Source organism: Photobacterium halotolerans DSM 18316 (assembly GCF_000425165.1).
In the GTDB taxonomy this organism is placed as follows: domain Bacteria; phylum Pseudomonadota; class Gammaproteobacteria; order Enterobacterales; family Vibrionaceae; genus Photobacterium; species Photobacterium halotolerans.
Genome location: NZ_KE384322.1, coordinates 113525 through 139579 on the forward strand (window position 1 = coordinate 113525; position 26055 = coordinate 139579).

Below are 26055 nucleotides of genomic sequence, written 5' to 3' on the forward strand. Positions count from 1 at the left end.
TAATTCCTTATTCCGCAACCATACGAACGGCCATCACATTCGGTGACAGGCACTCTTCACCCGGCACACAGAGTGCCTGATATGCCGTTAACTCACCCAGCCCGGTGCCGCCATCCGCACCGCTCATCTGGGTCAGATAAGTAATGGCTTTCCCGGCGGTGTAACCCGGATCGGTGCGCAGCAGAGTTGAAGACCAGTAGAAGCCATAGGGTAAATCGTCGCTGCCGATAGTCTGATCGTTGAAGAACTGCACCTTCAGACCATAGGTGTTGCCTGCCGCATCCGTCGCCGTTTCGCCGAAATCCAGCAAATCATACTGCTCATTCATGGTCGGCAGCCGCCAGCTGGTTTGGCCGCAGTAGCCGGAGGCATTCAGTTTCTCGCTGTACGCCTGCGTGGTACAGGCTGCCAGATGATCTGTGTTGCACGAAGCCAGTGCGATTTCCTCGGCATGGGGAGTGACAGTCTCGGTTTCCAGCGCAAACACACGATGCTTGTCGCGGTACGAGCTCTTGTCATCGGCTTTGACTTCCCAGATCAGCCCGGTTCGCTCATCCTTGACACACTGCCAGCTGACACTGTCTTGCGGCAGCGGCTGCCCCTTCTCGTCCAGCTTGGTAAATTTAAAACCGCCGTCAGTCACATCCAGCCCGAAGCTGGCATCCTGACCCGGTGTGCCGCTGTCAGGCTGATCAGACATCAGCCCGCTCGACAGGTTGAGGTGCTGCACCATGCCGGTATCATTGAGCGCGTTGCCGGACATCCGGCCCAGCGCCACTATTTCCTGGATCTGGCTGGCACTCAGCGTACCGGCCAGCAGATCCGGGCCGTAAGCCACCAGGCCTTTGGCTGCACCGGCAACCGCAGCCGCATAATCGTCGCTGCTGGCATCCAGTTGCCCGAACAGCGCCACCAGCTGAGTATCCAGCTCTGCCAGAGCCACATCATCACTGCCAGCCAGCAGATCCGACGGCGGGGTTATCCCCAGAGCTTTAAGCTTGTTGCTGACCGCTGCAACGGCGGCATCCAGACTGGCACCAGCCAGCATTTCACCCATAACCAGCGTAGTCACCCCGTTGATCAGGGTGAAGGCGTTCTCGCGGGCAGCCGGGGCCGCCAGACTCAAAGATGACGATGCCGAGGAGCGGGCCGAGACCGCCGGGCTGGCCTGAACCAGCAAGGGCGAGGTTTTCACCCGGATATCAGTGCTGCTGAGGGTGAAGTTATACTGATTGGAGCTGACCGCAGGTTCATCGGTTCCGCACACCCAGTCGCGGTTGATATCGGCACACACCGTCATCGGCAGGCCAAGGTTGGCCGACGATACGCGCCCGCTGACATCATAAGTCGGCAACCCCTGATCATCTGCCTTGCTGCTGCCAGAACCTGAGCCATTACATCCGCTCAGGGCCATGGTCAGCGCAACCGGCAATGCTGCTAGTTGTAAAGATTTCATCTGACTCTCACTTATTATTAACATTCAATAGGCGGCGTCTCAGCAACGCCATCACAGCAAAAAACAGCAGACTGAACAGCCCAAGCGAACCACCGCCGGACGCGCTTTGGTTGTCAGGCTGCGCTGTATTGTCTGCGGTTGGTTTATCCTCAGGTTTCGCTGCGGTGTCGGTTTCACCGCAGTCAAACCCAGTCACTGCTCCTATCCCCCAGGATCTGAGCTGGCCGCTCTGTCCCGTGGCCCTGTCAGTCACTTCCAGCACCCAGTTGCCCGCCATAGGCTCGCCCTGCAACTGCGCCAGTGCCGGCGTATTGCTGAGAGTGAAGGTGTAGCTTTTGTCCGTCAGCGGATAGGCCTGGTAGTCCAGCAGAGGAAAACTCCGGCCTGAAGGCGTACGGATCACCACCTTCAGATCGGAAAAACGGGCATGAGAAACAGACAGCTGAATACCGAAATCATGAGAAACATCGGCGGTGCCTTCAGGCACTTTCAGCGCGAACAGTGCTTCTCCCAGCAGGATCTTGCCGCCTTCATTGATCTGGCGGGCATCCGGCAGCGCCTGATTCAGTAGCTGCAGAGGTTGCGACAAGACAGGCACGCCATAGCTGAAACTCAGCTGTTGCTGGCTGCTTTGGGTTTGCTGTGCCGGATCGGCGGTGACGCTGATGTCCGCCGTCAGCGCAATGCTTTCCCCGCACTGCAGCGCCTGCGGGATACGGATCGGCTCATTAACCCGGCTGATCGCACCGGCAGCCAGGTGATCAGCAGCAACTACCTGATGCCAGTTCAGTGCAGGTATCGCCAGTTCGGCACGCAACGCCGCCAGAGTCTGCTCGCTGGCATTAACCAGAGCGACCGACAACTGAGTCTGATTATTGTCCGTCACCGCCAGCGCCGACGCGGTCTGATCCAGCACCACGGCATCGCGCAGAATGCCATGATGCCTGAATCTGTCGGCCAGCCAGCTGGCATAGCTTTTCTGCGGATAGAGACGCTGCGCGGCATCGACAGTAGAACGGGCCAGATCGCTCATTTTCATGCCAAAACCCATCCCGGCCATCCCTTCGAACACCACACGGTTAAATTCATCAAACGCCGCTTCGCCATAGACGGCTTCGGCCTGCTTCAGTGTCTGAAACAAAGGCGTCGACCACAGCTGATCACCCAGGGTACCGAACACAGAAACATGCGCCCGGTACTCCATCTCCGGGTAATAGCGTGCTTCCTGATCATTGAGCGAGCGCCGCGCTTTCAGCGCACCGACCGCGCCGTCCCAGTTGGCAAACACATCCAGCTCAAAGCGTTCGCTGCGATCCCGCTGAACCCAGAAGCTGTAAGCCCCGGCCCAGTAATCGCCGAAACCTTCACCTATGGCTTCGCTGTCTCCGCCTTTCCAGTCCGGAACCAGCTGATGGTTGATGGCATGCCCGAATTCATGCAGCACCACGTCGGCATCCTCACTGTCCGGAACACCCCCGACTCCCATCGCCAGGATCCCGGCATCTGTCAGGTAAGTGGAGTTATTGCTACTCTGGCCCTACGCATCGATTTTCAGCGGGGCGCGAAACACTGCCAACTCACCGCGAAAACCCAGACTTTCGAGGTACTGCAGCGAATGATCCAGGTGGTAAAACGCATTGACGTCCCGAAACGCCGCGTCCTGGCGAGTAAAAGCAAAACCTTCGCTATCGGCCACTGACACCAGTCCCTGCTGCGGCCCGAGCGCCAGATCTGTGATGGTTGTAATATCGACCGCCATCACCCTGTCGTTGGCCAGATACAGCTGGCCGTCCTTGCGGGTCACCTCAACACCTGTGACGCTTTGATAGGCTTCTGCCGGAATCACAATCTCATCGACATTGGCATGGCCGGCTTCAATCGCCCGCCCCGTTGCGGTGCGCGGATCCGGATCAAACACTGTCATGGCCGTCTGAACCCGCTCGCCCTCCGGCGGCGTCAGCAAGGTGTGCGGCCGTGGCGGCAGCGGCTGGTTCAGAGCACAGTTTGCCGTTTCATCGAGCAGGGTGTTGAAAACACGGTACAGCTGGCCATGCTGATCTGTGGTCACCACCATCGCCCCTTCACAGGGCCGGCCCAGAGCATCTTGCTGAACAAAATTGTAATGGCTGCCCAGCAGGCTCTGGCGGGTGTAACGCAGCACCAGCGACTCTGTGTGCGGATAGCGGGACTGCACATACGCCAGCGCCGCATCACTGTCGTGAATCGCAGCACTATCAAGCGGATAGAGCAGATGCTGAGCCTGAGCCTGGCTGCAGAGCAGCGCGGCCGCCGTCAGAAAAAATCGTCTCATTGCGGCTTTCCTTAAAAGCGGTACTTGGCGTTGACGCTGAAATAGCGGCCCGGCTCAGTTGAAAAGGTGGTTTGAGCTTCGCTCACACCCGCCACATCCTGATACCGGGTGTACTGGCGATCGAACAGGTTATGCACCGAGGCATTGATGCGAAAATCCGGGCTCAGGTTAAATCCCGCGCCGGCATCAAGCGTCATCCAGCCTGACGTGGCGGCACAGCGCTGGCTTATCCCCAGCTCATCCTGGCAGCTAGGCACTTTGTCCATCGCACCGGCATAATTGACCCGCACGAAACCCTGCCAGCTGTCCTGCTGATACAGCAGCATGCTGTTACCTTCCAGCGGCGTCAGAGTGCGGATCGGCTCGCCGTGCTCATCCTCGCCGTCAACAATGCCCAGCTTGCTGACAAGGTTCAGGCGCTCGCTGAACCAGTAGCTGACGCTCATCTCGGCACCGTAGGTTTTCACCCCGTCCAGATTCTGATACTGCACTTCGGCGTACTTAGCCGCTTCGTTCCAGCCGATGGTTTTCTCACTGATGAAATTGTCGAATACCGAATAGAACACCGCGCCGTACACAGCGAACTGGCCGTCATCGTATTTGGCTCCCAGTTCCAGGTTGTCACTGGTTTCCGCCTCCAGATCGGCATTCGGCCGGATCACAAAATTGCCCAGATCGCTCGACAGATGCGGGACAAAACCGTAGGCCTTGGCATAGGAAGGCGCGAGAAAACCATGGCTGTAACTCAGGTAGGCATTCAGATCCGCTGTCCACTGGTAGGCCAGCGACAGACTGGGTGACAGCTCACTGCTGCTCAGCTCGTGCAGTGGATAGCCGCCAATGCTGTCGTTCACTTCAGACGACATCTGCTGATAGTCGAAGCGCAGGCCCGGCACCAGGTTCCATTTGCCCCAGTGAATATCATCATGCAGATACACTCCCAGGCTATGGGTTCGGGCCGAGGCAAAAGGCACAGAGTCTTGCTGCGTATCCCCGCTCCAGTCGGCAACACGCTTGCTGACCGGACGCTCATGGAGCATGGATTCCAGCTCCATCCCCCAGGCGATGGCGTGCTCAACCTCGCCATGCGCAGCCCGCTGCTGCAAATCGGCTGACAAGCCGATCAGATGATCATTAAATGCACGGCGTTCAGACTGACGGCGTTTGAACACCAGCCCTTCCTGCGTCCGCTGCATCGCAATATCTTTATCGCTCAGGGTGTCTGTCTGGCGGTAGTACAGATTGATATCCGCCTGCTCGGCCAGCAGGGCTTCCCCTTCCCATTCTGCCCCTGCGCGGACAGACAAGGTGCTCGTCTCCCCTTCTTCCAGAAATGAGCTGGCCTGCCAGCCGCCGCCGTCCGGCTGAGTCGGGGGTATTCCCTGCTCCCGTCTCATCTGCTGCTGGTAATACTCTGCCTTGCCTTTGAGCATCCAGCTGTCATTCAAAAACCATTCACTGCTCAGGGCCGCATTGAAGCCGTCAATATCCCTGAGATAGAGTGACTGATCATGGTTTTTGCTCTCACTGCCCTGCCAGTAGCTGAGGCGCACCAGATGCGCCGTGTCGCCCAGCCGTGCTGCCGTGGTCAGGGTCGAGGTGTACTTATCACTGATCCCCGAGTAACCGGCTTCCAGACCGGCATAGCGCTCCTCACTGCCCAGATAATCACTCGCAGTTTTCGAGGTCAGCACCACTACGCCGCCAATGGCACCGGAGCCGTACAGCGACGAGTCCGCCCCTTTGACCACTTCAATCTGCTTGACATCGCCCAGATCGAAGCTGTTATGGCCGGCCACATCGTTCAGATCGCTGGCTCCATAGCCGTCCGCGACTTTGACGCCGTCTTTGATCACCGCAATCCGGTTGCCGCTCATGCCGCGGATCGTGATAGTTTGCGGACGTCCGGCGCCACCGCTGGCGCTGACACCGGGTTCATGAGACAGCACGTCATACAGCTCGGTCGATCCCTCACGTGCAATATCCTCACTGGTGATCACCGCCACTGAGCCATTGGTTTCAGACAGCGGCTGCTCGATGCGGGTCGCCGTGACCACCACAGTCGTCATTTTTTCGGCTTCCGCTTGCTGGGCGGCCAGGCTGTGAAAACTCATCAGGCCTGCGGTACTGGACAGGGCACACAAAGCCAGGGGGACAGGCTTCAACTGCATGTTGCACACTCCGGTTGTTAGGAAAAATTGTTAGGGAAATTTGTTATTAAAATTAATTGGTTAAGGTTTTATCAGGTCAAAGCAGCCCCTCCGGCTTCCCGCGAAACCAGACAGGCTGTAATGGCAAAACGGTTTAAGGTGACTGTGTCGCTGTGGGTGCCAGGCGCAGCAGGAAGGCATACTCTCTGGCCTGCTGCCGCATCGCCTGCCGGGCATCCTGCCGGTGGCCGCCGGACAAATCGGTCTGCAGCAGATAAGGGCCCTGGCTGCGGCTGTGGTCGCGAATTGCCATCACCCAGCGGGTAGGTTCCCAGTAAGGCACCTGAGTGTCGTACAGTCCGGCGGTCACCAGCATGGGCGGGTAAGCCTGCGGCGAAATATTGTCATTCGGGCTGTATGTTTTCATCACCGCCAGCTGCGCCGGATCGCGGGGATCGCCCCATTCGGCATATTCCTGCCGGGTCAGCGGCAGGCTTGGATCCGACAGGGTGGCTATCACATCAACAAAAGGCACCTGCAGTACGGCGCCGGCAAACAATGCCGGCTGCCGGTTCAGCGCCCCGGCGATCAGGGTACCGCCGGCACTGCCGCCCAGAGCCAGAATGGGCCTGTCGCGCCCCTGGCGGTAGGCTTTGATCCCTTGCGCCACGGCCAGATAATCGTCGAAACTGTTGGGTTTATTGTGTCCCTTGCCCTGCGCATACCATTGCGGGCCGAGATACCCGCCGCCTCTGACATGGGCGATCGCATAAATCACCCCGCGATCCAGCAGGCTGATGATTTGTGGCATGAAGTAAGGACGCACCGGTGTGCCATACGCCCCGTAGCCGTAGAGGAGGACGGGCGATTTTTCATTGAGCCGGTCAGTACGGTAAGCCAGTGTCACAGGAACGGAAACGCCGCCGTGACGTACCTCAATCTGTTCAGTCTGATACGCGGCCGGATCTATGCCGGGATAACGATCTTCGGTCAGGGTCGCAATGCGCATTCGGGTAAGATCCAGCGCCTGCCACTGCGGTGGCTGGGTCAGCGACATGCTGCGGATCATCACAGAGCGGCCATAGCGGTTGCTGTTGCCAGACAGCCAGGCCACACCGCCTGCCGGGGTGATGATGGTGTCAAACAAGCTCCGGCCCTGATAATCAAGGACGATCACCCGACTGGTACTCTTCTCGGTCACTTCCAGCACTATGTGCTCGGGAAACAGCAGCCAGTTCTTGATGTGCTGATTGGGTTCCGGCTGCCAGAGTGGCTGCCAGTTCGCGGCATCACCCTCGTTCAATGCCGCGCGAAAAAGACGAAAGTCACCGTCACGGTTGCTGACCAGGAACAGGGAGGCATGGCGCACATCGGCATAATATTCCACACCAGATTCGCGTGGCCGCAGTGTAGCCAGGCGCTTGCCGCTGTTACTGTCCACCAGCTGCTGCTCACTGCTGTCATGGTTATTCGACTGAATGATCACATACTGATCAGCTGTCGCGGCATAGACAGACACCAGCCAGGCCGGATTGTGCTCGCGAAACAGCATCGCTTTGCGTGCCTGCGGCAGCGACCAGCGCACCACTTGATACGGACGGTAAGTCCCGCCTTCATTTTCGACGAAATACAGGCTCTGGCTGTCAGCACTCCATACAAGATCCGTCGCGGCGTGCTCTGAAAGCGTTGCTACAGCCCGTCCGCTGGACAGTTCAATCACCGTCAGACGGTAATTGCGATCGCCCCGGCGATCTTCGGTGACGGCCACATAGCGGTGATCCGGACTCACCTGCCAGTTGCCGAGCTGATAGTAGTCCGCCTGCTGGCTGCGTTGTGTCAGATCAACGGCTGTGTTGACTTCTCCCGTCCGGGCATCCTGCCGCAACAGCAGCCGGGACTGAGCCGTTGAACTGAGCCGATAATTGTACGACCCGGCAAGCTGCCATGGCCGGTCGGCCACACTGGCCTGACGGGCCTGCCACTCAGCCAGCAATGACTGTTCCAGCGAGGTCTGCTGCTGTAATGCCTGCTCAGTCTGCTGATTTTCATCTTTCAGAAAAGCCAGTACTTTTGCCGACTGACGGGAATCATCCCGCAACCAGCCGTAAGCCGGGGCCGGTTCAGAGACCGCCACATCAAGGGCGAATACCGGCAGAGCCGAAAGCAGGCTCGCCATACCGCACAACATGATACCCACCAAGCAACTTTTCATCTCGACATCACAACCTAATTACAACTTCACCAGGGAAAGCAACTTTCTGCCCATTAAACAGGGCGCACATCATGCACATAAATATAAATGAGATCAATTATCAGTTTCATTTGTGTTTACAAAAAGCAGGAGATAAGTGATTCAGATCACACTAAACCATCTAAGCAACAAGATGCTGACCAAAAAACAGACCGGATAAAGAAGAATCAACAGAAGAAAGCGCGGGATAATAATAATTGAGCCATAGTAATCGCCGACCAGGACCCAGTATGGCGATGTATAAATCTGGCGATTTTCATTATTCAGCGGGCAGGGAAGATTAAAATCCACACAATCCGTACAAAAAAAGGAATCTTGTTCGTTTTTTTTAAAAAAACCATTGACGGAAAAACGCAAAACCTTTTTAATGCGCCCCGTTGCCTCGATAGCTCAGTCGGTAGAGCAGAGGATTGAAAATCCTCGTGTCGGTGGTTCGATTCCGCCTCGAGGCACCATTATTCAATATTATGGTGTTCTGGTAACGTCATAATGCAAGACAATTCCCCCTTAGTTCAGTCGGTAGAACGGCGGACTGTTAATCCGTATGTCGCTGGTTCAAGTCCAGCAGGGGGAGCCAATTTTGTTATTTGAGAATAACTTAACAATAATAAAGCCGACTTAGCTCAGTAGGTAGAGCAACTGACTTGTAATCAGTAGGTCACCAGTTCGATTCCGGTAGTCGGCACCATCTTTTAAACCTCGCAATTGCGAGGTTTTTTTTATCTATTCCTTTTGCACATTTTTCACGACATTAAGCCCATTTTTTATTAACGGTCTTCTTAATAATCGATTTCAGAACGCTATTGTGATACACATTTCACACAGCACGGAATAACCTCCCTCTTACTCAACTGTCAAAGCGTGACAGCCACAGGACACGCCGTGCATTGCCTGCCTGAAATAGTAAATGCATAGAAAAAGGTAATGACAAGCATAGAACTCCCTACCGAGTGTTTAACTCCTGGTCTGTATATCAAGCTGCCGTTACAGTGGACGGAGCATCCGTTCATGCTTAATCACTTCAAGATTAAGGATAACCAGCAGATCCGTCTGATAAAAAACCTCGGGCTTAAATTTGTCATTCTCTATCCGGATAAAAGCGACACCCACCCTCTTCCGGAAAATACGCTCAATACCGAACAGGATGCCATCTCAGAGCAAGAAGCCCGCTTTATCAATAAACAGGCCGATAAGTTGTGGAAAGAAAAGCAACGGCGAATTGAGCATCTGAAGAATTACAAACGCAACCTCAATCGTTGTGAGAAAAGCTTCCAGCGTTCTTTATCCAAATTACGCGCTATTTCGCAAAAAATAAAAAACCGTCCGGTGACGGCATTTGCCGATGCCGAAGAGCTGGTCAACGACATGGTGGAAGCCTTACTGGACAACGATAATCTGGTCCTGCACCTGATGAGCGATGCGAAAGAATCGGAAGATATTTACTACCATTCGCTCAATGTGGCCGTATTGTCCATGTTGCTGGCCAAATCCAACGGCATGCCAGCCAGCGATATCAAAACCATCGCGCTTGGTGCCCTGTTTCATGACATAGGGAAACAAAAAATACCGACGCACATTCTGCGCAAAATAACCCCTCTGACAGAACCAGAAGCCAATTTCCTCAAACTGCACCCTAAGTACAGCCTTGAACTGGCAGAGCTGAGTGCGGACTTCCCGGATGCTGCCAAACCTATCCTCAGTCAGCACCATGAACTGATGGACGGCAGCGGTTATCCGCTGGGGCTGCAGGGTCACCAGATAAATCGCTTTGCACAACTGGTCGCTGTTGTTAACGCTTACGACAACTTGTGCCACCCGATGGATCCCGGCAAAGCCAAGATCCCCTACAGTGCGCTTTCCTATCTGTTTAAACACAAAAAGGGACAGTACAGTGAGGAATTCATCGCGTTAATGGTGCGTATGATGGGTGTCTATCCGCCGGGCAGTGTCGTACAACTTTCCAATCAGCAGGTCGGCATGGTCATCTCCGTCAATGCCAAACGACTGCTGTACCCCAACATTTTGATTTACGATCCGAGCGTGCCGTCCAATGAAGCGCCAGTGCTTGATCTGGAACAAAGTGATATGACGATAGAAAGAGCGCTGCATCCGCAGAAACTGCCCGAACCAATACGCCAGTACCTCAATCCCAGAGCCCGTATTTCTTACTACTTCGAACCGGAAAACGGATAAGGGCTGTCTGAACAGCCCTTGCGCGCTTTACCAGCTGAACATCTCTTTGATCCAGCCTTCAGGCTTACCCTCCCGGCAATGCGCGGACAGCGAGCCGGTCGGATCCCAGGCCGGCAGAGACTGCTCGCCCTGGCAATCCAGACCCAGGGTGCCGTTCTGCAACCTGTGATACTTGAGCGTACTGAGTTTCTGTGGCCAGCTAAGCTGCAGCCGCTCAGGCTGACGGCGCTCCAGATAGCCGCTGTAGAGGCGTAATGCGCCGCTGGCTCCGGTCAGTTTGACCGGTTTATTGTCATCCCGGCCAATCCACACTGTGACCACTTCCCTGCCGTCCGCCCCGACAAACCAGCTGTCGCGGGTATCATCTGTAGTACCGGTTTTGCCAGCCAGTGCAGCCCAGCCAAATCTGGGTTGCAGATAACGCCCGGTCCCCTGGCTGACAACCCGCTTCATCGCATACGTCGTCAGCCAGGCCGCCTGCTCAGGCACCACCTGACGGCCGGAAGGAAGATGACGGTAAAGCACCTTGCCCTGACGGTCGACCACAGCGCGCAAAGCCGTCTGGTCGGCACGGCGTCCCCCGCTGGTCAGGCTCTGGTACATCTGACTGACGTCAAACGGTGACAGGGTAAAGGCGCCCAGCAAGATAGAAGGCAGGCGAGGCACGGCTTCTTTGGCGACGCCAAGTTCAGCCAGAGTGGCTATCACATTATCCAGCCCGACCTGCAGGCCCAGATTCACCGTAGGGACATTCAGCGAACGCGATAAGGCGTCATACAAAGGCACCTGGCCGCGATATTGACGATCATAGTTTTGCGGCCGCCACTCACTGCCCTGATTGCCTTTGAGCAAAATCGGCTTGTCGTCCAGTGTCGTGGCCAGACTGAACTTATCAGGCTGGCGCAGGGCGCTCAGGTAAACGGCAGGTTTCACCAGCGAACCAATCTGCCGGCGACTGTCGAGTGCCCGGTTGAATCCGGCATAGCCCGGACGGCTGCCGCCTATCATGGCCCGGATCTCACCGCTGTGCCGATCCACCGCCACCATAGCCGTTTCAATCGGACTCCCGGCTTTTTGCTCCAGTACCGGGATCCACTGAGCAACCGCGTTTTCTGCTTCTTGCTGCGACACAGGATCCAGAGTGCTGAAGATCCGCAAACCGACCCCGGGGGTGAAACGGTTACCGACTTTCTCTTTCAGTTCCCGTTGCAGCAGCTGGAAGTAGGCAGGCTGGCGGCTGGCGATCACCGGCTGCTTTTGCACATCCAGTTTTCTTGACGCAGCCTGCTCATATTCAGCGCCGGTCAGGATATTTTGATCCAGCATCAGTCTGAGCACCAGATCCCGCCTGTCTCTGGCGCGCTCGGTATGCCGCCACGGGTTGTAGTACGACGGGCCTTTGACCATGCCCACCAGCATCGCCAGCTGATCAATGCGCAGTTCCTGCAAAGGCCGGCCAAAGTACAGGCGGGCGCCGAGGCCAAAACCATGAATTTCCCGGCTGCCACTCTGGCCGAGATACACCTCATTCAGGTACGCTTCCAGGATACGATCTTTGCTGTAGCGATAATCGATAATGATCGCAATATAGGCTTCCTGGATCTTGCGCCACAGTGAGCGTTCACGGGTCAGGAAGATATTTTTCGCCAGCTGCTGAGTTAAGGTACTGCCGCCCTGCACGGTACGTCCGGCTTTAAGGTTCACCAGCGCCGCACGCAGGATAGCCAGAGGCGACACCCCGCCGTGGTGGTAGAAATCCCGATCTTCGGTCGCCAGCAGAGCATCAATCAGCACCTCAGGAAACTCTTCCCGTGGCGTGAAGATCCGCTGCTCCCCTTCTTTGGTACCCAGCATCCCCAGCATTTTGGGTTCGACGCGCAGATACCCCAGCGCCTTTTCCCGCCCGAGATCGTCTATCCGGCTCAGCCCGCTGTCACCGAATGTCAGCATCACGTGGCGCTGACTTTCATAGCCGTCATCAAACTCAAACGGACGGCGCACCAGCTCAATGCGGGTCGACGAGGCTGAATACTCCCCGGCACGCTGCGGGGTACGGACTTTGTGATACTGCAAGGCGTCCAGCTCACGTTTCACTTCACTCAGGGTGATGGCCTGACCGGGCTGCAGATCCAGTACCCGGCCGTACACAACGGCAGGTAAGTCCCAGAGCTGGCCTTCAAATTTGTCCCGCACCAGGGTGTCCAGATAGATCCCCATCACCACCACCACGGCCAGAACCGCCAACCCCAGCTTAAGGCCGAAAAACAGTACCCAGCGCCCCAGACGGGCGAGGCGGCTTGTCGGCGGGGTGCGCTTAGGCGGTGTCTGAGCCGCTTTTTTGCGCGGCTGGGTTTTGGCTTTTTTGCTGGCCGGAGCGGCTTTCCTGGTGGCTCTTGGTTGTTTTTCCGTTGGCTTTTTAGGCGCGGCCAGGCGGTGCTTGGACTCTTGGATCATCATGATGTCTTAGCTATCAGGCTGTCAGTTTCAGCGCAGCACATGCTGGCCGACTACATGTATTTCTTGGTTTTTCGTGTCGGGGCATGACTGGCGGGATCATCAGGCCAAACATGCTTAGGGTAACGGCCCTTCATTTCTTTTTGTACCTCTTTGTAGGCACCTTGCCAGAATGCGGCCAGATCTGAGGTGATCTGTAACGGCCGCTGGGCCGGCGAGAGCAGCTCAAGGACCAGCGCAACCTTTCCCTGGGCAATCTTTGGTGAGCTTTGCTCACCGAACATTTCCTGCATACGCACCGCCAGCACGGGAGCCTGACCAGGCTGATACCGTATCGGGTAGCGTGACCCGGTCGGCACCTGATAATGGGTCGGCAGTGCCGCATCCAGGGCTTTGGCCTGCTCCCAGCCCAGATACGCTTCCAGCGCGGCGGTCAGATCCAGTTTCACCAGCGCTTTCATGCTGCCAATCCCGGTCATGAAAGGCAGCAGCCAGTCTTCCAGAGCCAGCAGCAAACTTTCTTCATCCATGGCCGGCAGTGCCATCTCCGGCAGCCACCTGGCCGCACAACGGGCACGAGCCAGCAGGCCTTCGCTGCGCGCGTTCCAGGGCAGTACATCCAGCCCCTGACGGCGAATGGCATTCAGCAAGGCTTCCCCGGCACGGGCCGGATCCGGCTCTGCCAGCGCGGTACGTTTAATGATCAGCCTGCCACAACAATGTTGCTTTTCAGCGACCAGACGTCCTTTTTTGTCATCCCAGTCGAGCCATTCCTTCTCATGAAACAGTTGCGGCATCGCCTGCTGCAGTTGCCCGATATCGGCCGCCACAGCGGAAAACACCCGGCTGTCACCCTGCCGGGTTTTCACCACATCAGCCACCACCAGAGCAGACTCCCCCGCCAGCGGATGATCCTCATCGATGACCACGCCCTGACCGTTAGCCAGCTGAAAACGGCCGTCCTGCCCCCGGGACACGGCAACGCGATCGGGAAAGCCCGCCGCCATCAATACCGGCAGCCAGCGGCTGTCGGTCCGCCATCTGAGCGTCTTATCCTGCTCAGTCGTCCCGAGTTTTGAAAAATGCTGTCTGGCCCGCTGCCGGTAGTAGGCACTGCGGGGGAGCTGATCCGACTCCAGCAGGTGCAGCTGAAACGCCAGATCCGGATTGTTCATTCCTCTGACCGGCTCTTCTAACAGCGCCACCAGCATAGCGGCGGTCACGCGCGCGCTCACCTCGAGCGAGCTGGCATGCGTCAGAATCGCCGCCAGCCGGGGCTCGGCACCCAGTTGCTGGATCGCCTGCCCTTTGCCGGTGAGCTGATGGCGGGTGTCCATCGCCCCCAGCGCGACCAGTAATGCCTGCGCCTGCTGCAGCGCGCTCTCAGGCGGTACATCCAGCCAGCGCAGCTCAGCGGCGGAGGTGCATCCCCACTGGGCCAGTTCCATCGCCAGATGGCTCAGATCGGTACGCAGAATTTCCGGCTCAGGCACGGCAGGCTGACGGGCCAGCAACGCTTCGCTGTACAGCCGCAGACAGATCCCGGGCTCAAGCCGCCCGGCACGGCCGGCTCGCTGTTCCGCCGAGGAACGGGCAATACGCACCAATTCGAGTCGGCTGATACCGGTTTTGGCGTCCCAGCGGGCTATCCGCTCTAAACCGCAATCCACCACCAGGCGGATACCTTCAATGGTCAGACTGGTTTCCGCGATATTGGTGGCCAGCACAATTTTCCGTTTGCCCCCGAGGGCCGGCTGTATCGCCTGCTGCTGGGCTTTGCTGTCCATTTGGCCGTACAGGGGCGCAATTATCACATCCGGGCTGACGGCTTCTTGCAGCCACCCGGCGAGCCGGCGAATCTCTCCGGCGCCGGGCAGAAAGACCAGCACGGAGCCCGGCTCGGTCGCCATCAGCCGGAGGATTTCACGCCCGGTCCATTCAATTGATACGCCATTGCCCTGCCGGGCGCTGGCTCCCTGAGTCTGGTATCTGTAGTCCACCGGGTAGCTGCGACCGGCAGATTCCAGATATTCGGCATCGGGCAGTAAAGACTGCAACGCCTGCTGATCCAGGGTGGCCGACATTACCAGTAATTTCAGATCGTCACGTAAGGCTTCCTGTACTTCCAGCGCCAGTGCTAACGCCGTATCGGCATGCAGGCTTCGTTCATGAAACTCGTCGAAAATCAGCAGATCGATACCGGACAGTTCAGGATCTTGCTGCAACATCCGGGTCATGACCCCTTCAGTCACTATCTCCAGCCGGGTCCTGTCACTGACCCGTGTCTCACCCCGCACCCTGAGGCCTACGGTCTGCCCGACCTCCTCGCCCAGTTGAGCCGCCAGGTAGGAGGCAATATTACGGGCCGCCAGCCGGCGCGGCTCCAGCATAACAATTTTGCCGGCCACACAGCCCGCCGCCAGCAGTGACAGCGGCAGCCGGGTGGATTTACCCGCACCTGGCGGCGCCTTGAGGATGATCTGTTCACTGCGCTCAAGCGCCCGGTGCACATCAGGCAGCACCGCATCAATGGGGAGTTGTGACAATATCTTTACCTTGTGTCATCTTCTATGAAGGCGCCTGTGTTGCAGACAAACAGAACGCTCAGAAAAAATCGGACTTATTGTACTCAAACAGGGATAACGGTGCTATCCAACCGGCAGGAGATCACTATGACACACCACTCCGGGCAACCTGGTTTTCCGCAACAGCCAAACAGCCAGCGGATGTTTTTCGCCCTGCCGCTGACAGAGCCGCCTGCGGCGAATCTGGCGCCGTACCAAAGCCTGTGTCAGCTGAAAGATGCCTTACCCGGCAAAGGGCGTACCATTCCCGATGCCAATCTGCATCTGACCCTGGCCTTCCTCGGACAGGTCACCGATGAGCAAAACCGCCAGCTCGTCGCCGCTGTCAGCCAGCTCGCTATTCCGGCTTTCTCGATGCATTTCAACCTGCTGCGTTACTGGAAACGCAGTCGTGTGCTCTGGCTGGGCGGCGATACCTGCCCCGAGCCTTTAGGCCGGCTCGCAGAGCAGCTGAGCCAGCTGGCCCTTGATCTTGGGCTGATACAGGATGCCAGACGCTATACCCCGCACATCACACTCAGGAAAAATCTGCGCCAGCGCCCTGTCCTGCCTGACGAGCCGCCTGATTTTCTTTTTCACTTTCAGCGCTTTGGTCTGTATATTTCTGAACCCGACGGGCCAGGCGTCCGCTACCGGCTCGCGAACCAGTGGCCCCTTATTCAACCGGAGATCGCCGAACAGGACAGCGAATGAATTACACACCTTCCCTGCAGCCAGCCACACTCATTAAACGCTATAAACGCTTTCTGGCCGATATCGCCTTGCCCGATGGCACTATCACCACCATTCACTGTGCCAACACGGGTGCCATGACAGGATGCGCCGAACCCGGTTCCAGCATCTGGTACTCCACCTCGGACAACCCCAAGCGGAAATACGCTCACAGCTGGGAATTAACGCAAACACAGGACGGACACTGGATTTGCATCAATACCGCCAGAGCGAATCAAATTGTGGCCGAAGCACTCAAAAATAACCACATTCCGGAATTATCCGGCTATGCTTCATTGCGCACAGAAGTGAAGTATGGTACTGAAAACAGCCGGGTAGATATTGTTCTGGACGATCCCTTGCTGCCGTCCTGTTTCATTGAAGTAAAAAGTGTCACTTTGCTGGAAGATAATGGCCGCGGGTATTTCCCGGATGCTGTTACCACCAGAGGACAGAAGCATTTAAGGGAGCTGGCAGACGTTGCAGCCTCAGGTCAGCGCGCTGTGTTATTTTTCGCAGTCCTGCACTCTGGGATTGAAAATGTCGCTGCGGCGCGCCATATAGACCCGGTCTATGATGAGTTACTGGAACAGGCAGAAAAAGCAGGGGTGGAAGTCCTCTGCTACCGTGCAGAAATCAGCCCGACGGCTCTGACTTTGAGCCAGCGGATAGAATTTGCTCAGTAACGCGGAAAAATGATGCTTTCTTCACAATGGTATAAAATTGAAGATATGCAGTAATTGCCACGTTATATCCTTTCTGCTATAGATACCCGCCAAAATTAACCAGTGACGGTTATTCGGTATATGTTAGGAGATGCTATATGCCAGAGAGCAAGGTTAAAAAATCGTTAGGCATCCTGGCTATTGCTGGGGTTGACCCGTATCAGGAAAAAGCCGGCGAAGAATATATGGGTGAAGCGCAGCTAGAGCACTTCCGCAAAATTCTCGGAGCCTGGCGCAACCAATTGCGCGAAGAAGTTGACCGTACCGTTAACCATATGCAGGATGAAGCGGCTAACTTTCCGGACCCGGTTGACCGTGCAGCACAGGAAGAAGAATTCAGTCTGGAACTGCGTAACCGAGATCGTGAGCGTAAACTGATCAAGAAAATCGAAAAAACGCTGCAACGTATCGAAGATGACGATTTTGGTTTCTGTGATTCATGTGGCGTGGAAATTGGTATTCGCCGCCTGGAAGCCCGTCCGACAGCCGACCTGTGCATCGACTGTAAGACACTGGCAGAGATCAAAGAAAAACAAATGGCTGGCTAAACTGCCCTTTGTAACCGTAATCTGACAAAAGGGAGCCAAGGCTCCCTTTTTTATTGTGATTGACCGTCTGCTATCCAACACCATGACAAGATTATCTCCGTATACTGGACGATTCGCCCCCTCACCTTCCGGTCCGCTGCACTTTGGCTCACTGGTAGCGGCACTGGGCAGCTATTTGCAGGCGCGCTCCCGGCAAGGCCAATGGCTGGTCAGAATAGAAGACCTGGATCCCCCGCGCGAAATGCCCGGTGCCGCAGACGATATATTGCGCACTCTGGACGCCTTTGGCATGACCTGGGATGGCAGCGTCATTTACCAGAGTCAGCGTCACGCCCTTTATCAGGCACAGACAGAACACTGGCTGGCTCAGGGCGACGCCTATTATTGCCGTTGCAGCCGCAAAGCGATCAAAGAAGCCGGCGGCTTTTATCCCGGTACCTGCCGCAATGCCGGTCTGGATGCCTCTCACAGCGCGGTAAGATTGAAAGTCGACCAGGCCATCACCGGCTTTCATGACCAGCTGCACGGCTGGATCGCGATACCCGAAGCGCTGGCCAGCGAAGATTTCATCATCCGCCGCCGCGACGGCCTGTATGCCTACAACCTGGCGGTCGTGCTGGATGATATAGCGCAAGGCGTCACTGAGGTCGTCAGGGGAGCCGATCTGATTGAACCGACAGGACGCCAGATAGGTCTCTATCACCGGCTTGGCCAACCCGAGGTGAGCTATTTACATCTGCCGCTTGCCGTGACGGAAAATGGCAATAAACTGTCCAAACAAAATCACGCGCCGGCTATCGACACGCGTCGGCCAGGGCCGCAACTGTGGCAAGCGATGAAGTTTCTGGGGATGTGCCCGCCGGCAGAATTGCAGTACGCTGATCGCGACGACATTCTCCGTTGGGGGATCGCGCATTGGGATGTCGCGAACCTGCCGCCAACAACAGCGATCACGCTGAACCTAGCATCTTGAGGTGACTTGGGTATATGATATGCGGCTGTTCAGTCCGGCCTTATCACAATTACGAGGTGTGTTATCTTTAGTCGAGTCGCCAGCTTTTGCCGTAAAGTATTGACCCGAGAGCAAAAAGCTCTGGGTAACAAGGAGCCAAGCTTGCAAGTTTATCAACGCCAGGAGCACGGTATCTCCCGCAAAGACATCAGCGAAAATGCGCTGAAGGTACTCTACCGCCTCAATAAAGCCGGTTTTGACGCCTATTTGGTCGGCGGCGGTGTTCGGGATTTGCTGCTGGACAAAGAACCCAAAGATTTTGATATTGCGACCAATGCAACGCCGGAAGAAATTAAGGCGCTGTTCCGCAATTGCCGCCTGATCGGCCGCCGCTTCCGTCTCGCCCATATACTCTTTGGCCGTGACGTGATTGAAGTGGCCACTTTCCGCGGCCACCATGATGCAGGCGCCGTTAAGCTGCCAGCCGGCAAGCAAGCCATTGCCTCACGCAACCATGAAGGTATGCTGCTGCGTGACAATGTCTACGGTACCATTGATGAAGACGCAGAACGCCGTGACTTCTCGATTAACGCTCTGTATTACAGCATCAAAGATTTCACTGTCAGTGATTACGCAAACGGGGTTGTCGATCTGCAAAACCGCCTGGTCCGCCTGATCGGCGATCCTGAAACCCGCTACCGCGAAGATCCGGTGCGGATGCTGCGCGCCGTACGTTTCGCCGTCAAGCTGGATATGCAGATTGAAGCAAGCACTGCAGCCCCGATCCTGGAACTGTCGACCCTGCTCAAAGACATTCCAGCCGCACGTCTGTTTGAAGAGAGCCTCAAGCTGCTGCAGGCCGGCCAAGGGCTGGAAACTTACAAAATGCTGCGCGAATACAACCTGTTCCAGCAGCTGTTCCCGATTCTGGCCGAGCATTTTACCGAAGATCACAGCAGCCAGACCGAGCAGATGCTTGAGCACATTCTGGCCGCCACTGACGTCAGAATCGCAGAAGGTAAGCGCGTCAATCCGGCCTTTATGTTTGCGGCCATGCTCTGGTATCCGATGAATGTCCGGGCGGAAGAAATTGCCAGCACCAGTGGTCTGAGCGACTACGATGCTTTCATGATAGCGGCCAATGACATTTTGGATGAGCAGGTGAAGAACATTGCCATCCCTCGCCGTCTGACCACCACTGTGCGTGATATCTGGCAGCAGCAGCACCGCTTCAGCCGCCGTTTCGGTAAACGCGCCTTTGTCATGCTGGAACACCCTAAATTCCGCGCTGCCTACGATTTTCTCGAAATGCGTGGCCAGTTTGAAGGACAGGACGTGGCTGAGCTGGCGACCTGGTGGCACAAATTCCAGTTTGCTGAGCGTGATGAACGCAATAAGATGGTGCAGGAGCTGGGGGGCGGTAATCAGCGTCGCCGCCGTCGTCCGCAACGCCGGAAGAAACCACAGGCGAAATCGGCCTCATGATTCGTGCCTATATTGCCATCGGCAGCAATTTGAATGATCCGGTGAACCAGGCTTACCAGGCAATGACGGCGTTACGTCAGGCCAGTGACGTGAGCGTGGTCGCCGAGTCCTCGCTGTACTGCAGTACCCCTATGGGGCCGCAGGACCAGCCCGATTACATCAATGCTGTGGTTGCCGTTGATACTGAACTGACACCACTGGCGCTGCTCGATCTGACACAGAAGATTGAACAGCAGCATGGAAGAGTCCGCAAAGCAGAACGCTGGGGGCCGCGCACTCTGGATTTGGATATCCTGCTTTATGGCGATTTGCAGCACCACTGTGAACGTTTAACTATTCCGCACTATGGCATGAAAGCCCGTGAGTTTGTGCTTTATCCACTGGCTGAAATTGCCCCTGAACTCGTCCTGCCTGACGGTACAGCGCTGACTGACCTGCTACCCGAGGTGGACCGTAACGGCCTGCGTGTGTGGTCATCCTGACACACCCGGGAGAAGGGAGATAACAATGAAGAAAATCACGATTAACGACCTGATGAAGTGGAAGCAGGAAGGTCGTAAGTTTGCCTCACTCACCTCTTATGATGCGAGTTTTGCCCAGTTGTTTGAGCAACAGGAAGTGCCTGTCCTTCTGGTCGGTGATTCCCTGGGTATGGTACTGCAAGGCCAGACCGATACCCTGCCTGTGACTATTGATGAAATGGCTTACCACACCCGTTGTGTGCGTGCCGGCAGCCCCAATGCCCTGCTTCTGGCAGACTTGCCGTTCATGACCTACGGCACCCCGGAGCAGGCCTGTGACAATGCCGCCAAGCTAATGCGCGCCGGTGCCAATATGGTAAAACTGGAAGGGGGTAGTTGGCTGACAGACACAGTCAGAACCTTGACCGAACGTGCCATACCTGTGTGTGCGCATCTGGGCCTGACCCCGCAATCGGTCAATATCTTTGGTGGCTACAAAGTTCAGGGACGCGATAAAGAGCGCGCAGATCAAATGCTGGCCGACGCCATTGCGCTGCAAAAGGCAGGTGCGCAAATTGTCGTGCTGGAGTGTGTCCCTGCCTCACTGGCCAAACGTATCACCGAAGCCTTAGACATTCCTGTTATCGGCATCGGAGCCGGTAACGTGACTGACGGCCAGATTTTAGTCATGCACGACATGTTAGGCATTTCAGCCAATTATATGCCGCGTTTTTCTAAAAACTATCTTGCTCAGGCTGGCGATATCCGCAAGGCGGTTTCACAGTATCTGAAAGAAGTGGAAGCGGGAACATTCCCGGGTCCAGAGCATACCTTTGAGTAAGGAAAACCCACCATGCAGACTTTTGCTGATATTTCCCCTGTTCGTGAACAGGTTCGGGCCTGGCGCCGTGAAGGCCGCCGTATCGCCTTTGTTCCGACCATGGGAAATCTGCATCAGGGGCACCTGACTCTGGTTCGCAAAGCGCGCGAACAAGCCGATATCATTATTGTCAGTATCTTCGTTAACCCAATGCAGTTCGATAAAGCTGACGACCTGAACAACTATCCTCGTACACTGGAAGAGGATCTGGCCAAATTGAATGGTGAAGGTGTCGAACTGGTGTTCACTCCGACCCCGGATATCATTTATCCCAATGGCATGGACCGGCAAACCTTTGTCGAAGTGCCGGGCCTGTCTCACATGCTGGAAGGGGCATTGCGGCCCAGTCATTTTCGTGGCGTTGCCACCATAGTGACCAAGCTGTTTAATATTGTGCAGCCAGATGTGGCCTGCTTTGGTGAAAAAGACTACCAGCAACTGGCGTTGATCCGTCAAATGGTCAACGATCTCGCGATGCCGATTGAGATCATCGGTGTACCGACAGTGCGTGAAATGGATGGCCTGGCAATGAGCTCACGTAATGGATACCTCACCGTAGATGAGCGTCAGCGCGCACCGGTACTGGCGAAAACCATGCGCTGGATCAGCAGCCAGATCCGTGGCGGACGCCGTGACTTTGATGAAGTGGTACTGGATGCCAATGATCAGCTGCGTGCTGCCGGTCTGGAGCCGGATGAAATTTACATCCGTGATGCCCGTACGCTGCAGGTGGTCGGTGAAGAGACCACACAGGCGGTGATCCTGATGTCTGCTTTCCTGGGTAAAGCACGCCTGATTGATAATCAGGTCATTGAGCTGGCCTCTGTCTCGGCAGATACCACTCACTAACAGCGCCTGACAGACATCTGCGATACACATCTGACGAAAACGCCCAGTTACTTGCCGGTAACCGGGCGTTTTTTATTGTACATTACAAACCCGCTGTATCGACTCAGGAGCGTAAACCTATCCCTTTTGATATCAGATAATGGGCCAGGCCGTACAAAGCAACCACAAAGGCCAGCAGCACGCTAAAGGCTGTGCCGATACCAACATCGGATACCCCGAGGAAACCATAACGAAACGCATTGACCATATAGACGATAGGATTGAGCTTGGACACCCACTGCCAGAATTCAGGCAACAGATTGAGGGAATAAAACACCCCGCCTAAATAGGTCAAAGGCGTCAGCACGAAAGTGGGAATAATACTGATGTCATCAAAGGTTTTGGCAAACACCGCATTAATCAGTCCTCCCAAAGAGAAAACGATGGAGGTCATGATAACAGTGGCAATAATCACCCCCAGGTGCGCTATCTGCAAATCGACAAACAGCAGCGATACCGCCGTCACTATCACCCCGACACCCAACCCGCGCAGCACACCACCGCCAATATAGCCGGCGATAATGACAAAGTTAGGCACAGGCGCAACAAGCAATTCTTCAATATTGTGCTGAAACTTGGCACTAAAGAAAGATGACGCCACATTCGAGTATGAGTTAGTAATCACTGACATCATGATCAAACCGGGCACTATATATTCCATATAGGTAAAACCGCCCATTTCACCGATCCGGCTGCCGATCAGGCTGCCGAAAATGATGAAATATAACGTCATGGTGATGGCTGGCGGCACCAGCGTCTGCACCCAGATGCGGGCAAAACGGTTCACTTCCTTACTGATTAAACTTTGAAAAGCAATCCAATACTGGTATCTCATGCCGACTGCTCTCCTTGACTCTGGGCAACTAGCGTCACAAACAACTCCTCAAGACGGTTGGCTTTATTACGCATAGACAGTACTTCTATCCCCTGGGCACTCAGCTGGCTGAATACCGCGTTCAGACCTGTCCCCTTGTGAATGTCGATCTCCAGCGTGTGGTTATCGGGCATTTTCCATGCCACACCATTGAGTTCAGGTTTACAGCCATTGAGGACAACATCAAGAATGAAGGTTTCCACCTCCAGCTTGGCCAGCAGAGATTTCATGCTGGTGTGCTCAATCAGCTCACCATGATTAATGATGCCGATATTACGGCACAGCATTTCAGCCTCTTCCAAATAATGCGTCGTCAGAATGATAGTGACGCCCTGGCGGTTAATCTCTCGCAGAAAAGTCCACATCGAGCGACGCAGCTCAATATCCACCCCTGCGGTTGGCTCGTCGAGAATTAACAGCCTGGGTTCGTGCATCAGGGCACGGGCTATCATCAGGCGCCGTTTCATACCGCCAGACAAACTACGGGCACGCTCATTGCGCTTATTCCACAAATCCAGCTGTGTCAGGTATTTCTTTGCCCGCTCTTTGGCCAGCGCCTTGGGGACGCCATAAAACCCGGCCTGATTGATCACTATCTGCTCGACAGTCTCGAACTGGTTGAAGTTAAACTCCTGCGGCACCAGACCGAGCTGATTTTTCGCTTCAACCAGTTGCTTGTCGATATCATAGCCAAACACTTTCACCTGACCGGAGGTTTTATTGACCAGAGAACTGATCACACCAATCGTGGTCGATTTACCGGCACCATTAGGCCCCAGCAGAGCAAAGAAGTCTCCTTCTTCGACGGTCAGGCTCATATCCTTGAGGGCCTGTACCCCTGGATAGACCTTGTTTAAATCAGTAATTTCTAATGCATTCATACAATACGCTTCTTTATTTGGTATAAAGAGTAAAAAAAATCAACAAATCGGATTTGCAAGCCGCCTCGCAAGTGTATAGTAGTGACCTGTTTATCTTTGGCTTTGCAAGCGCATCATACCAGTCATAGCCTGACCAAAGATAAACAACCCAATGTAGCAAACTAAGGTGTTGTCATGGCAGAAATTAAACAGCTATTTGCAAATAACTTTTCCTGGTCGGAAAAGATTAAAGCAGAAAACCCGGAATTCTTTTCACATCTCGCGAAAGCACAGCACCCGGAATATCTCTGGATCGGCTGCTCAGACAGCCGGGTTCCGGCAGAACGCCTGACTGGCCTCGACTCTGGCGAGCTTTTCGTACACCGAAATGTGGCGAATCAGGTCATTCATACTGATCTGAACTGCCTGTCAGTGGTCCAGTATGCTGTCGATGTGCTTAAGGTCAAACACATCATTATCTGCGGCCACTATGGTTGCGGCGGTGTGGCTGCCTCGATTGATAATCCGCCCCTGGGGCTCATCAATAACTGGCTGCTTCATATTCGCGATCTGTACCTTAAGCACCGCAGCGAGCTGGGGACCCTGCCCCGTGAGGCCTGGGCTGATAAGCTATGTGAAATCAACGTGGCTTCGCAAGTCTACAACCTGGGTAACTCGACCATCATGCAACAAGCCTGGGAACGCGGCCAGAAAGTGAAAATTCATGGCTGGGTGTACGGTATTGGTGACGGCAAACTGACGGATTTGGGCGTTACCGCCACCAGCCGGGAGTCTCTGGAAGTTTCCTACCAAAGCGCGATGGCAACGATTCTACCCCAAGAATAATCCGTAAAATAAAAGCGACCATCCGGTCGCTTTTATTTGTATCACGCAGCTCAACACCGAAAGCTATCAGTCTTCCAGCGGAATCACTTTTCCGATAAACCGCAGATGGCGGTATTTCTGCGCATAATCTATGCCGACACCTACTACAAACTCATCGGGAATTTCAAAACCAATCCACTCGGCATCCACGGCAACTTCACGGCGCTCGGGCTTGTCCAGCAAAGTACAGATACGGATTGAGTTCGGATTACGCAGGGCCAGTATTTCCCGGACTTTATTCAGCGTGTTGCCGGTATCAATAATATCTTCAACCAGCAGCACGTCTTTGCCTTCGATTTCATCATCCAGATCTTTCAGAATACGGACATCGCGGCTGCTTTCCATCGCGTTTCCGTAACTGGAAGCCGTCATAAAATCCACTTCGTGCGGCAGTTCAATCGCACGGGCCAGGTCAGCCATAAAGACAAAGGAACCTCGCAGCAATCCCACCATGACAAGGTTTTCTGAGCCCTGATAATAGGCGGTGATCTGCTCTCCGAGCTCTTTAATCCTTGCCTGAACATCCTGCTCAGAAATCATGACTTCAATGGTATGCTTCATTTATCTCTCCATATGCGCATTTGGCATGCACATGGGTCTCTGTGATTACTAAAAAGCTATTCTACCATCCTTAAACAAGAAAAGTTATTGCTTCAATTATTCGAGTCATATGACACAACGGGTATAAATCAGATTGAACCAAATCCATTGCTGAGGTAGAGTTATTAAGCAAAGTGCATATAAATCGATTGGCTAGGGAATTTGTAGCATGGACACCATAGTTAAAAAAACGAGGACGCGTCTCTCACCTGAGAAACGAAAACAACAACTTCTCAAGTGTGCGCTGGAAGTGTTTGCCCGCCGAGGTATCGGACGAGCAGGACATGCCGACATTGCTGATATGGCCAATGTCTCAGTGGCAACGGTTTTCAATTATTTTCCTACCCGTGAAGCACTTGTTGAGCAAGTTCTGTCACAGGTGGAAAGAAATTTTAATCAGCTGCTGAATCTGTGCCTGGGAGAAGAACACGATACCCTTCATAGTCACCTGAGCTGCATTACCGGCTATATGATTGATGCGGTTATCGAACAGCAGGACTGGTTAAAGGTATGGTTTGAGTGGAGTACTTCTGTCAGGACTGAAACCTGGCCGCAGTTTCTTGATGCAAACCGTCCGAACCTGAAACAACTGACCAATATCTTTGAGCAAGGTAAACAGAATGGTCAGCTCAATACGGAAATCACATCTTATGATCTGACCTGGCTGCTTCATGGCCTATGTTACGTGCTGTATCTGCGCGCCAACATTGAGCCAGACAAAAACAGCATGCAAACACAGGCCGACGCTTACATCAGCCTAATGTTCCCGCAGGCATAACTGCTACC

The 26055-nt window shown here is 54.9% G+C and carries 21 protein-coding genes and 3 tRNA genes; 14 read left to right on the plus strand and 10 right to left on the minus strand.

Annotated elements, in window-relative coordinates:
- Positions 1 to 7 precede the first annotated feature (7 nt).
- The 5 genes from H511_RS0118295 to H511_RS0118315 all read right to left on the minus strand — a co-directional run bounded on the left by H511_RS0118295 (position 8) and on the right by H511_RS0118315 (position 8129).
- Positions 8 to 1456 carry an Lcl domain-containing protein gene (locus H511_RS0118295; protein WP_027253625.1) on the minus strand — a complete coding sequence of 483 codons (1449 nt, stop codon included), beginning with the start codon at positions 1454 to 1456 and terminating at the stop codon, positions 8 to 10.
- Between the two features lie 7 nt (positions 1457 to 1463).
- Positions 1464 to 2942 carry a proprotein convertase P-domain-containing protein gene (locus H511_RS0118300; protein WP_027253626.1) on the minus strand — a complete coding sequence of 493 codons (1479 nt, stop codon included), beginning with the start codon at positions 2940 to 2942 and terminating at the stop codon, positions 1464 to 1466.
- Positions 2943 to 2993: 51 nt separating this feature from the next.
- Positions 2994 to 3767, minus strand: a complete 774-nt coding sequence (locus H511_RS24200; RefSeq protein WP_027253627.1) for a hypothetical protein — start codon at positions 3765 to 3767, stop codon at positions 2994 to 2996.
- Positions 3768 to 3778: 11 nt separating this feature from the next.
- Entirely contained in the window at positions 3779 to 5938 is a 2160-nt protein-coding gene (locus H511_RS0118310) for a TonB-dependent hemoglobin/transferrin/lactoferrin family receptor (protein WP_027253628.1), read from the minus strand.
- 133 nt (positions 5939 to 6071) lie between these two features.
- Complete coding sequence (locus H511_RS0118315) at positions 6072 to 8129, minus strand: prolyl oligopeptidase family serine peptidase (RefSeq protein WP_081669327.1); 2058 nt, start codon at positions 8127 to 8129, stop codon at positions 6072 to 6074.
- Positions 8130 to 8547: 418 nt separating this feature from the next.
- Here H511_RS0118315 and H511_RS0118320 point away from each other — a divergent pair.
- From H511_RS0118320 to H511_RS0118335, 4 genes are all read left to right on the plus strand, one after another.
- Positions 8548 to 8623 (plus strand) — tRNA-Phe (locus H511_RS0118320).
- 46 nt (positions 8624 to 8669) lie between these two features.
- A tRNA-Asn gene (locus tag H511_RS0118325) sits at positions 8670 to 8745 on the plus strand.
- 35 nt (positions 8746 to 8780) lie between these two features.
- Positions 8781 to 8856: transfer RNA gene (locus tag H511_RS0118330), tRNA-Thr, on the plus strand.
- A gap of 236 nt (positions 8857 to 9092) precedes the next feature.
- Positions 9093 to 10361 (plus strand): cyclic di-GMP phosphodiesterase, encoded by a 1269-nt coding sequence (locus tag H511_RS0118335; protein WP_027253630.1) that lies wholly within the window; start codon positions 9093 to 9095, stop codon positions 10359 to 10361.
- Positions 10362 to 10388: 27 nt separating this feature from the next.
- Here H511_RS0118335 and mrcB read toward each other — a convergent pair whose 3' ends face one another.
- Together mrcB and hrpB are read right to left on the minus strand one after the other, a co-directional pair.
- The gene (gene mrcB / locus H511_RS23775) at positions 10389 to 12818 is read right to left on the minus strand and encodes a penicillin-binding protein 1B (protein WP_420835040.1); all 2430 of its coding nucleotides are present in this window, start codon (positions 12816 to 12818) and stop codon (positions 10389 to 10391) included.
- Positions 12819 to 12868: 50 nt separating this feature from the next.
- Positions 12869 to 15361: an ATP-dependent helicase HrpB gene (gene hrpB, locus H511_RS0118345; RefSeq protein WP_027253631.1), complete on the minus strand. Its 2493-nt coding sequence runs from the start codon at positions 15359 to 15361 to the stop codon at positions 12869 to 12871.
- A 126-nt stretch (positions 15362 to 15487) separates the two neighbouring features.
- On the opposite strand from hrpB, the gene thpR reads away from it, so the two are divergent.
- The 8 genes from thpR to panC all read left to right on the plus strand — a co-directional run bounded on the left by thpR (position 15488) and on the right by panC (position 22011).
- Complete coding sequence (gene thpR, locus H511_RS0118350) at positions 15488 to 16093, plus strand: RNA 2',3'-cyclic phosphodiesterase (protein WP_027253632.1); 606 nt, start codon at positions 15488 to 15490, stop codon at positions 16091 to 16093.
- On the plus strand, positions 16090 to 16797 hold the full coding sequence (gene sfsA, locus H511_RS0118355) for a DNA/RNA nuclease SfsA (protein WP_027253633.1): 708 nt from the start codon (positions 16090 to 16092) through the stop codon (positions 16795 to 16797). The genes thpR and sfsA overlap by 4 nt, the downstream gene beginning before the upstream one ends.
- Before the next feature lie 137 nt (positions 16798 to 16934).
- Positions 16935 to 17384, plus strand: a complete 450-nt coding sequence (gene dksA, locus H511_RS0118360; RefSeq protein ID WP_027253634.1) for an RNA polymerase-binding protein DksA — start codon at positions 16935 to 16937, stop codon at positions 17382 to 17384.
- An 82-nt stretch (positions 17385 to 17466) separates the two neighbouring features.
- The gene (gluQRS, locus tag H511_RS0118365) at positions 17467 to 18357 is read left to right on the plus strand and encodes a tRNA glutamyl-Q(34) synthetase GluQRS (RefSeq protein WP_027253635.1); all 891 of its coding nucleotides are present in this window, start codon (positions 17467 to 17469) and stop codon (positions 18355 to 18357) included.
- Positions 18358 to 18456: 99 nt separating this feature from the next.
- Positions 18457 to 19821: a polynucleotide adenylyltransferase PcnB gene (gene pcnB, locus H511_RS0118370; RefSeq protein WP_211225222.1), complete on the plus strand. Its 1365-nt coding sequence runs from the start codon at positions 18457 to 18459 to the stop codon at positions 19819 to 19821.
- Positions 19818 to 20303, plus strand: coding sequence for a 2-amino-4-hydroxy-6-hydroxymethyldihydropteridine diphosphokinase (gene folK / locus H511_RS0118375; protein WP_027253637.1), 486 nt, complete (start codon positions 19818 to 19820; stop codon positions 20301 to 20303). The genes pcnB and folK overlap by 4 nt, the downstream gene beginning before the upstream one ends.
- Before the next feature lie 25 nt (positions 20304 to 20328).
- The gene (gene panB / locus H511_RS0118380) at positions 20329 to 21123 is read left to right on the plus strand and encodes a 3-methyl-2-oxobutanoate hydroxymethyltransferase (RefSeq protein WP_027253638.1); all 795 of its coding nucleotides are present in this window, start codon (positions 20329 to 20331) and stop codon (positions 21121 to 21123) included.
- A 12-nt stretch (positions 21124 to 21135) separates the two neighbouring features.
- Positions 21136 to 22011, plus strand: coding sequence for a pantoate--beta-alanine ligase (panC, locus tag H511_RS0118385; RefSeq protein WP_027253639.1), 876 nt, complete (start codon positions 21136 to 21138; stop codon positions 22009 to 22011).
- A gap of 103 nt (positions 22012 to 22114) precedes the next feature.
- Here panC and H511_RS0118390 read toward each other — a convergent pair whose 3' ends face one another.
- Complete coding sequence (locus H511_RS0118390; protein ID WP_027253640.1) at positions 22115 to 22885, minus strand: ABC transporter permease; 771 nt, start codon at positions 22883 to 22885, stop codon at positions 22115 to 22117.
- On the minus strand, positions 22882 to 23805 hold the full coding sequence (locus tag H511_RS0118395) for an ABC transporter ATP-binding protein (protein WP_027253641.1): 924 nt from the start codon (positions 23803 to 23805) through the stop codon (positions 22882 to 22884). Before H511_RS0118395 ends, H511_RS0118390 begins: the two co-directional genes overlap by 4 nt.
- 174 nt (positions 23806 to 23979) lie before the next feature.
- Between H511_RS0118395 and can the strand changes: the two genes are divergently transcribed.
- Entirely contained in the window at positions 23980 to 24630 is a 651-nt protein-coding gene (gene can, locus H511_RS0118400; RefSeq protein WP_027253642.1) for a carbonate dehydratase, read from the plus strand.
- Positions 24631 to 24696: 66 nt separating this feature from the next.
- Here the strand turns inward: can and hpt are convergent, their stop codons facing one another.
- Positions 24697 to 25230, minus strand: a complete 534-nt coding sequence (hpt, locus tag H511_RS0118405; RefSeq protein WP_027253643.1) for a hypoxanthine phosphoribosyltransferase — start codon at positions 25228 to 25230, stop codon at positions 24697 to 24699.
- A 208-nt stretch (positions 25231 to 25438) separates the two neighbouring features.
- Between hpt and H511_RS0118410 the strand changes: the two genes are divergently transcribed.
- Positions 25439 to 26047, plus strand: a complete 609-nt coding sequence (locus tag H511_RS0118410; protein WP_027253644.1) for a TetR/AcrR family transcriptional regulator — start codon at positions 25439 to 25441, stop codon at positions 26045 to 26047.
- The last annotated feature ends 8 nt before the right edge of the window (positions 26048 to 26055 follow it).

Coding starts and splice junctions, on each gene's coding strand:
- thpR (WP_027253632.1), top strand. CDS start 15,488: ATGACACACCACTCCGGGCAACCTGGTTTTCCGCAACAGCCAAACAGC.
- dksA (WP_027253634.1), top strand. CDS start 16,935: ATGCCAGAGAGCAAGGTTAAAAAATCGTTAGGCATCCTGGCTATTGCT.
- H511_RS0118390 (WP_027253640.1), bottom strand. CDS start 22,885: ATGAGATACCAGTATTGGATTGCTTTTCAAAGTTTAATCAGTAAGGAA.
- H511_RS0118395 (WP_027253641.1), bottom strand. CDS start 23,805: ATGAATGCATTAGAAATTACTGATTTAAACAAGGTCTATCCAGGGGTA.
- H511_RS0118315 (WP_081669327.1), bottom strand. CDS start 8,129: ATGAAAAGTTGCTTGGTGGGTATCATGTTGTGCGGTATGGCGAGCCTG.
- hpt (WP_027253643.1), bottom strand. CDS start 25,230: ATGAAGCATACCATTGAAGTCATGATTTCTGAGCAGGATGTTCAGGCA.
- H511_RS0118300 (WP_027253626.1), bottom strand. CDS start 2,942: ATGGGAGTCGGGGGTGTTCCGGACAGTGAGGATGCCGACGTGGTGCTG.
- H511_RS0118295 (WP_027253625.1), bottom strand. CDS start 1,456: ATGAAATCTTTACAACTAGCAGCATTGCCGGTTGCGCTGACCATGGCC.
- H511_RS0118410 (WP_027253644.1), top strand. CDS start 25,439: ATGGACACCATAGTTAAAAAAACGAGGACGCGTCTCTCACCTGAGAAA.
- H511_RS0118310 (WP_027253628.1), bottom strand. CDS start 5,938: ATGCAGTTGAAGCCTGTCCCCCTGGCTTTGTGTGCCCTGTCCAGTACC.
- folK (WP_027253637.1), top strand. CDS start 19,818: ATGATTCGTGCCTATATTGCCATCGGCAGCAATTTGAATGATCCGGTG.
- can (WP_027253642.1), top strand. CDS start 23,980: ATGGCAGAAATTAAACAGCTATTTGCAAATAACTTTTCCTGGTCGGAA.
- panC (WP_027253639.1), top strand. CDS start 21,136: ATGCAGACTTTTGCTGATATTTCCCCTGTTCGTGAACAGGTTCGGGCC.
- H511_RS0118335 (WP_027253630.1), top strand. CDS start 9,093: ATGACAAGCATAGAACTCCCTACCGAGTGTTTAACTCCTGGTCTGTAT.
- mrcB (WP_420835040.1), bottom strand. CDS start 12,818: ATGATGATCCAAGAGTCCAAGCACCGCCTGGCCGCGCCTAAAAAGCCA.
- sfsA (WP_027253633.1), top strand. CDS start 16,090: ATGAATTACACACCTTCCCTGCAGCCAGCCACACTCATTAAACGCTAT.
- gluQRS (WP_027253635.1), top strand. CDS start 17,467: ATGACAAGATTATCTCCGTATACTGGACGATTCGCCCCCTCACCTTCC.
- panB (WP_027253638.1), top strand. CDS start 20,329: ATGAAGAAAATCACGATTAACGACCTGATGAAGTGGAAGCAGGAAGGT.
- H511_RS24200 (WP_027253627.1), bottom strand. CDS start 3,767: ATGAGACGATTTTTTCTGACGGCGGCCGCGCTGCTCTGCAGCCAGGCT.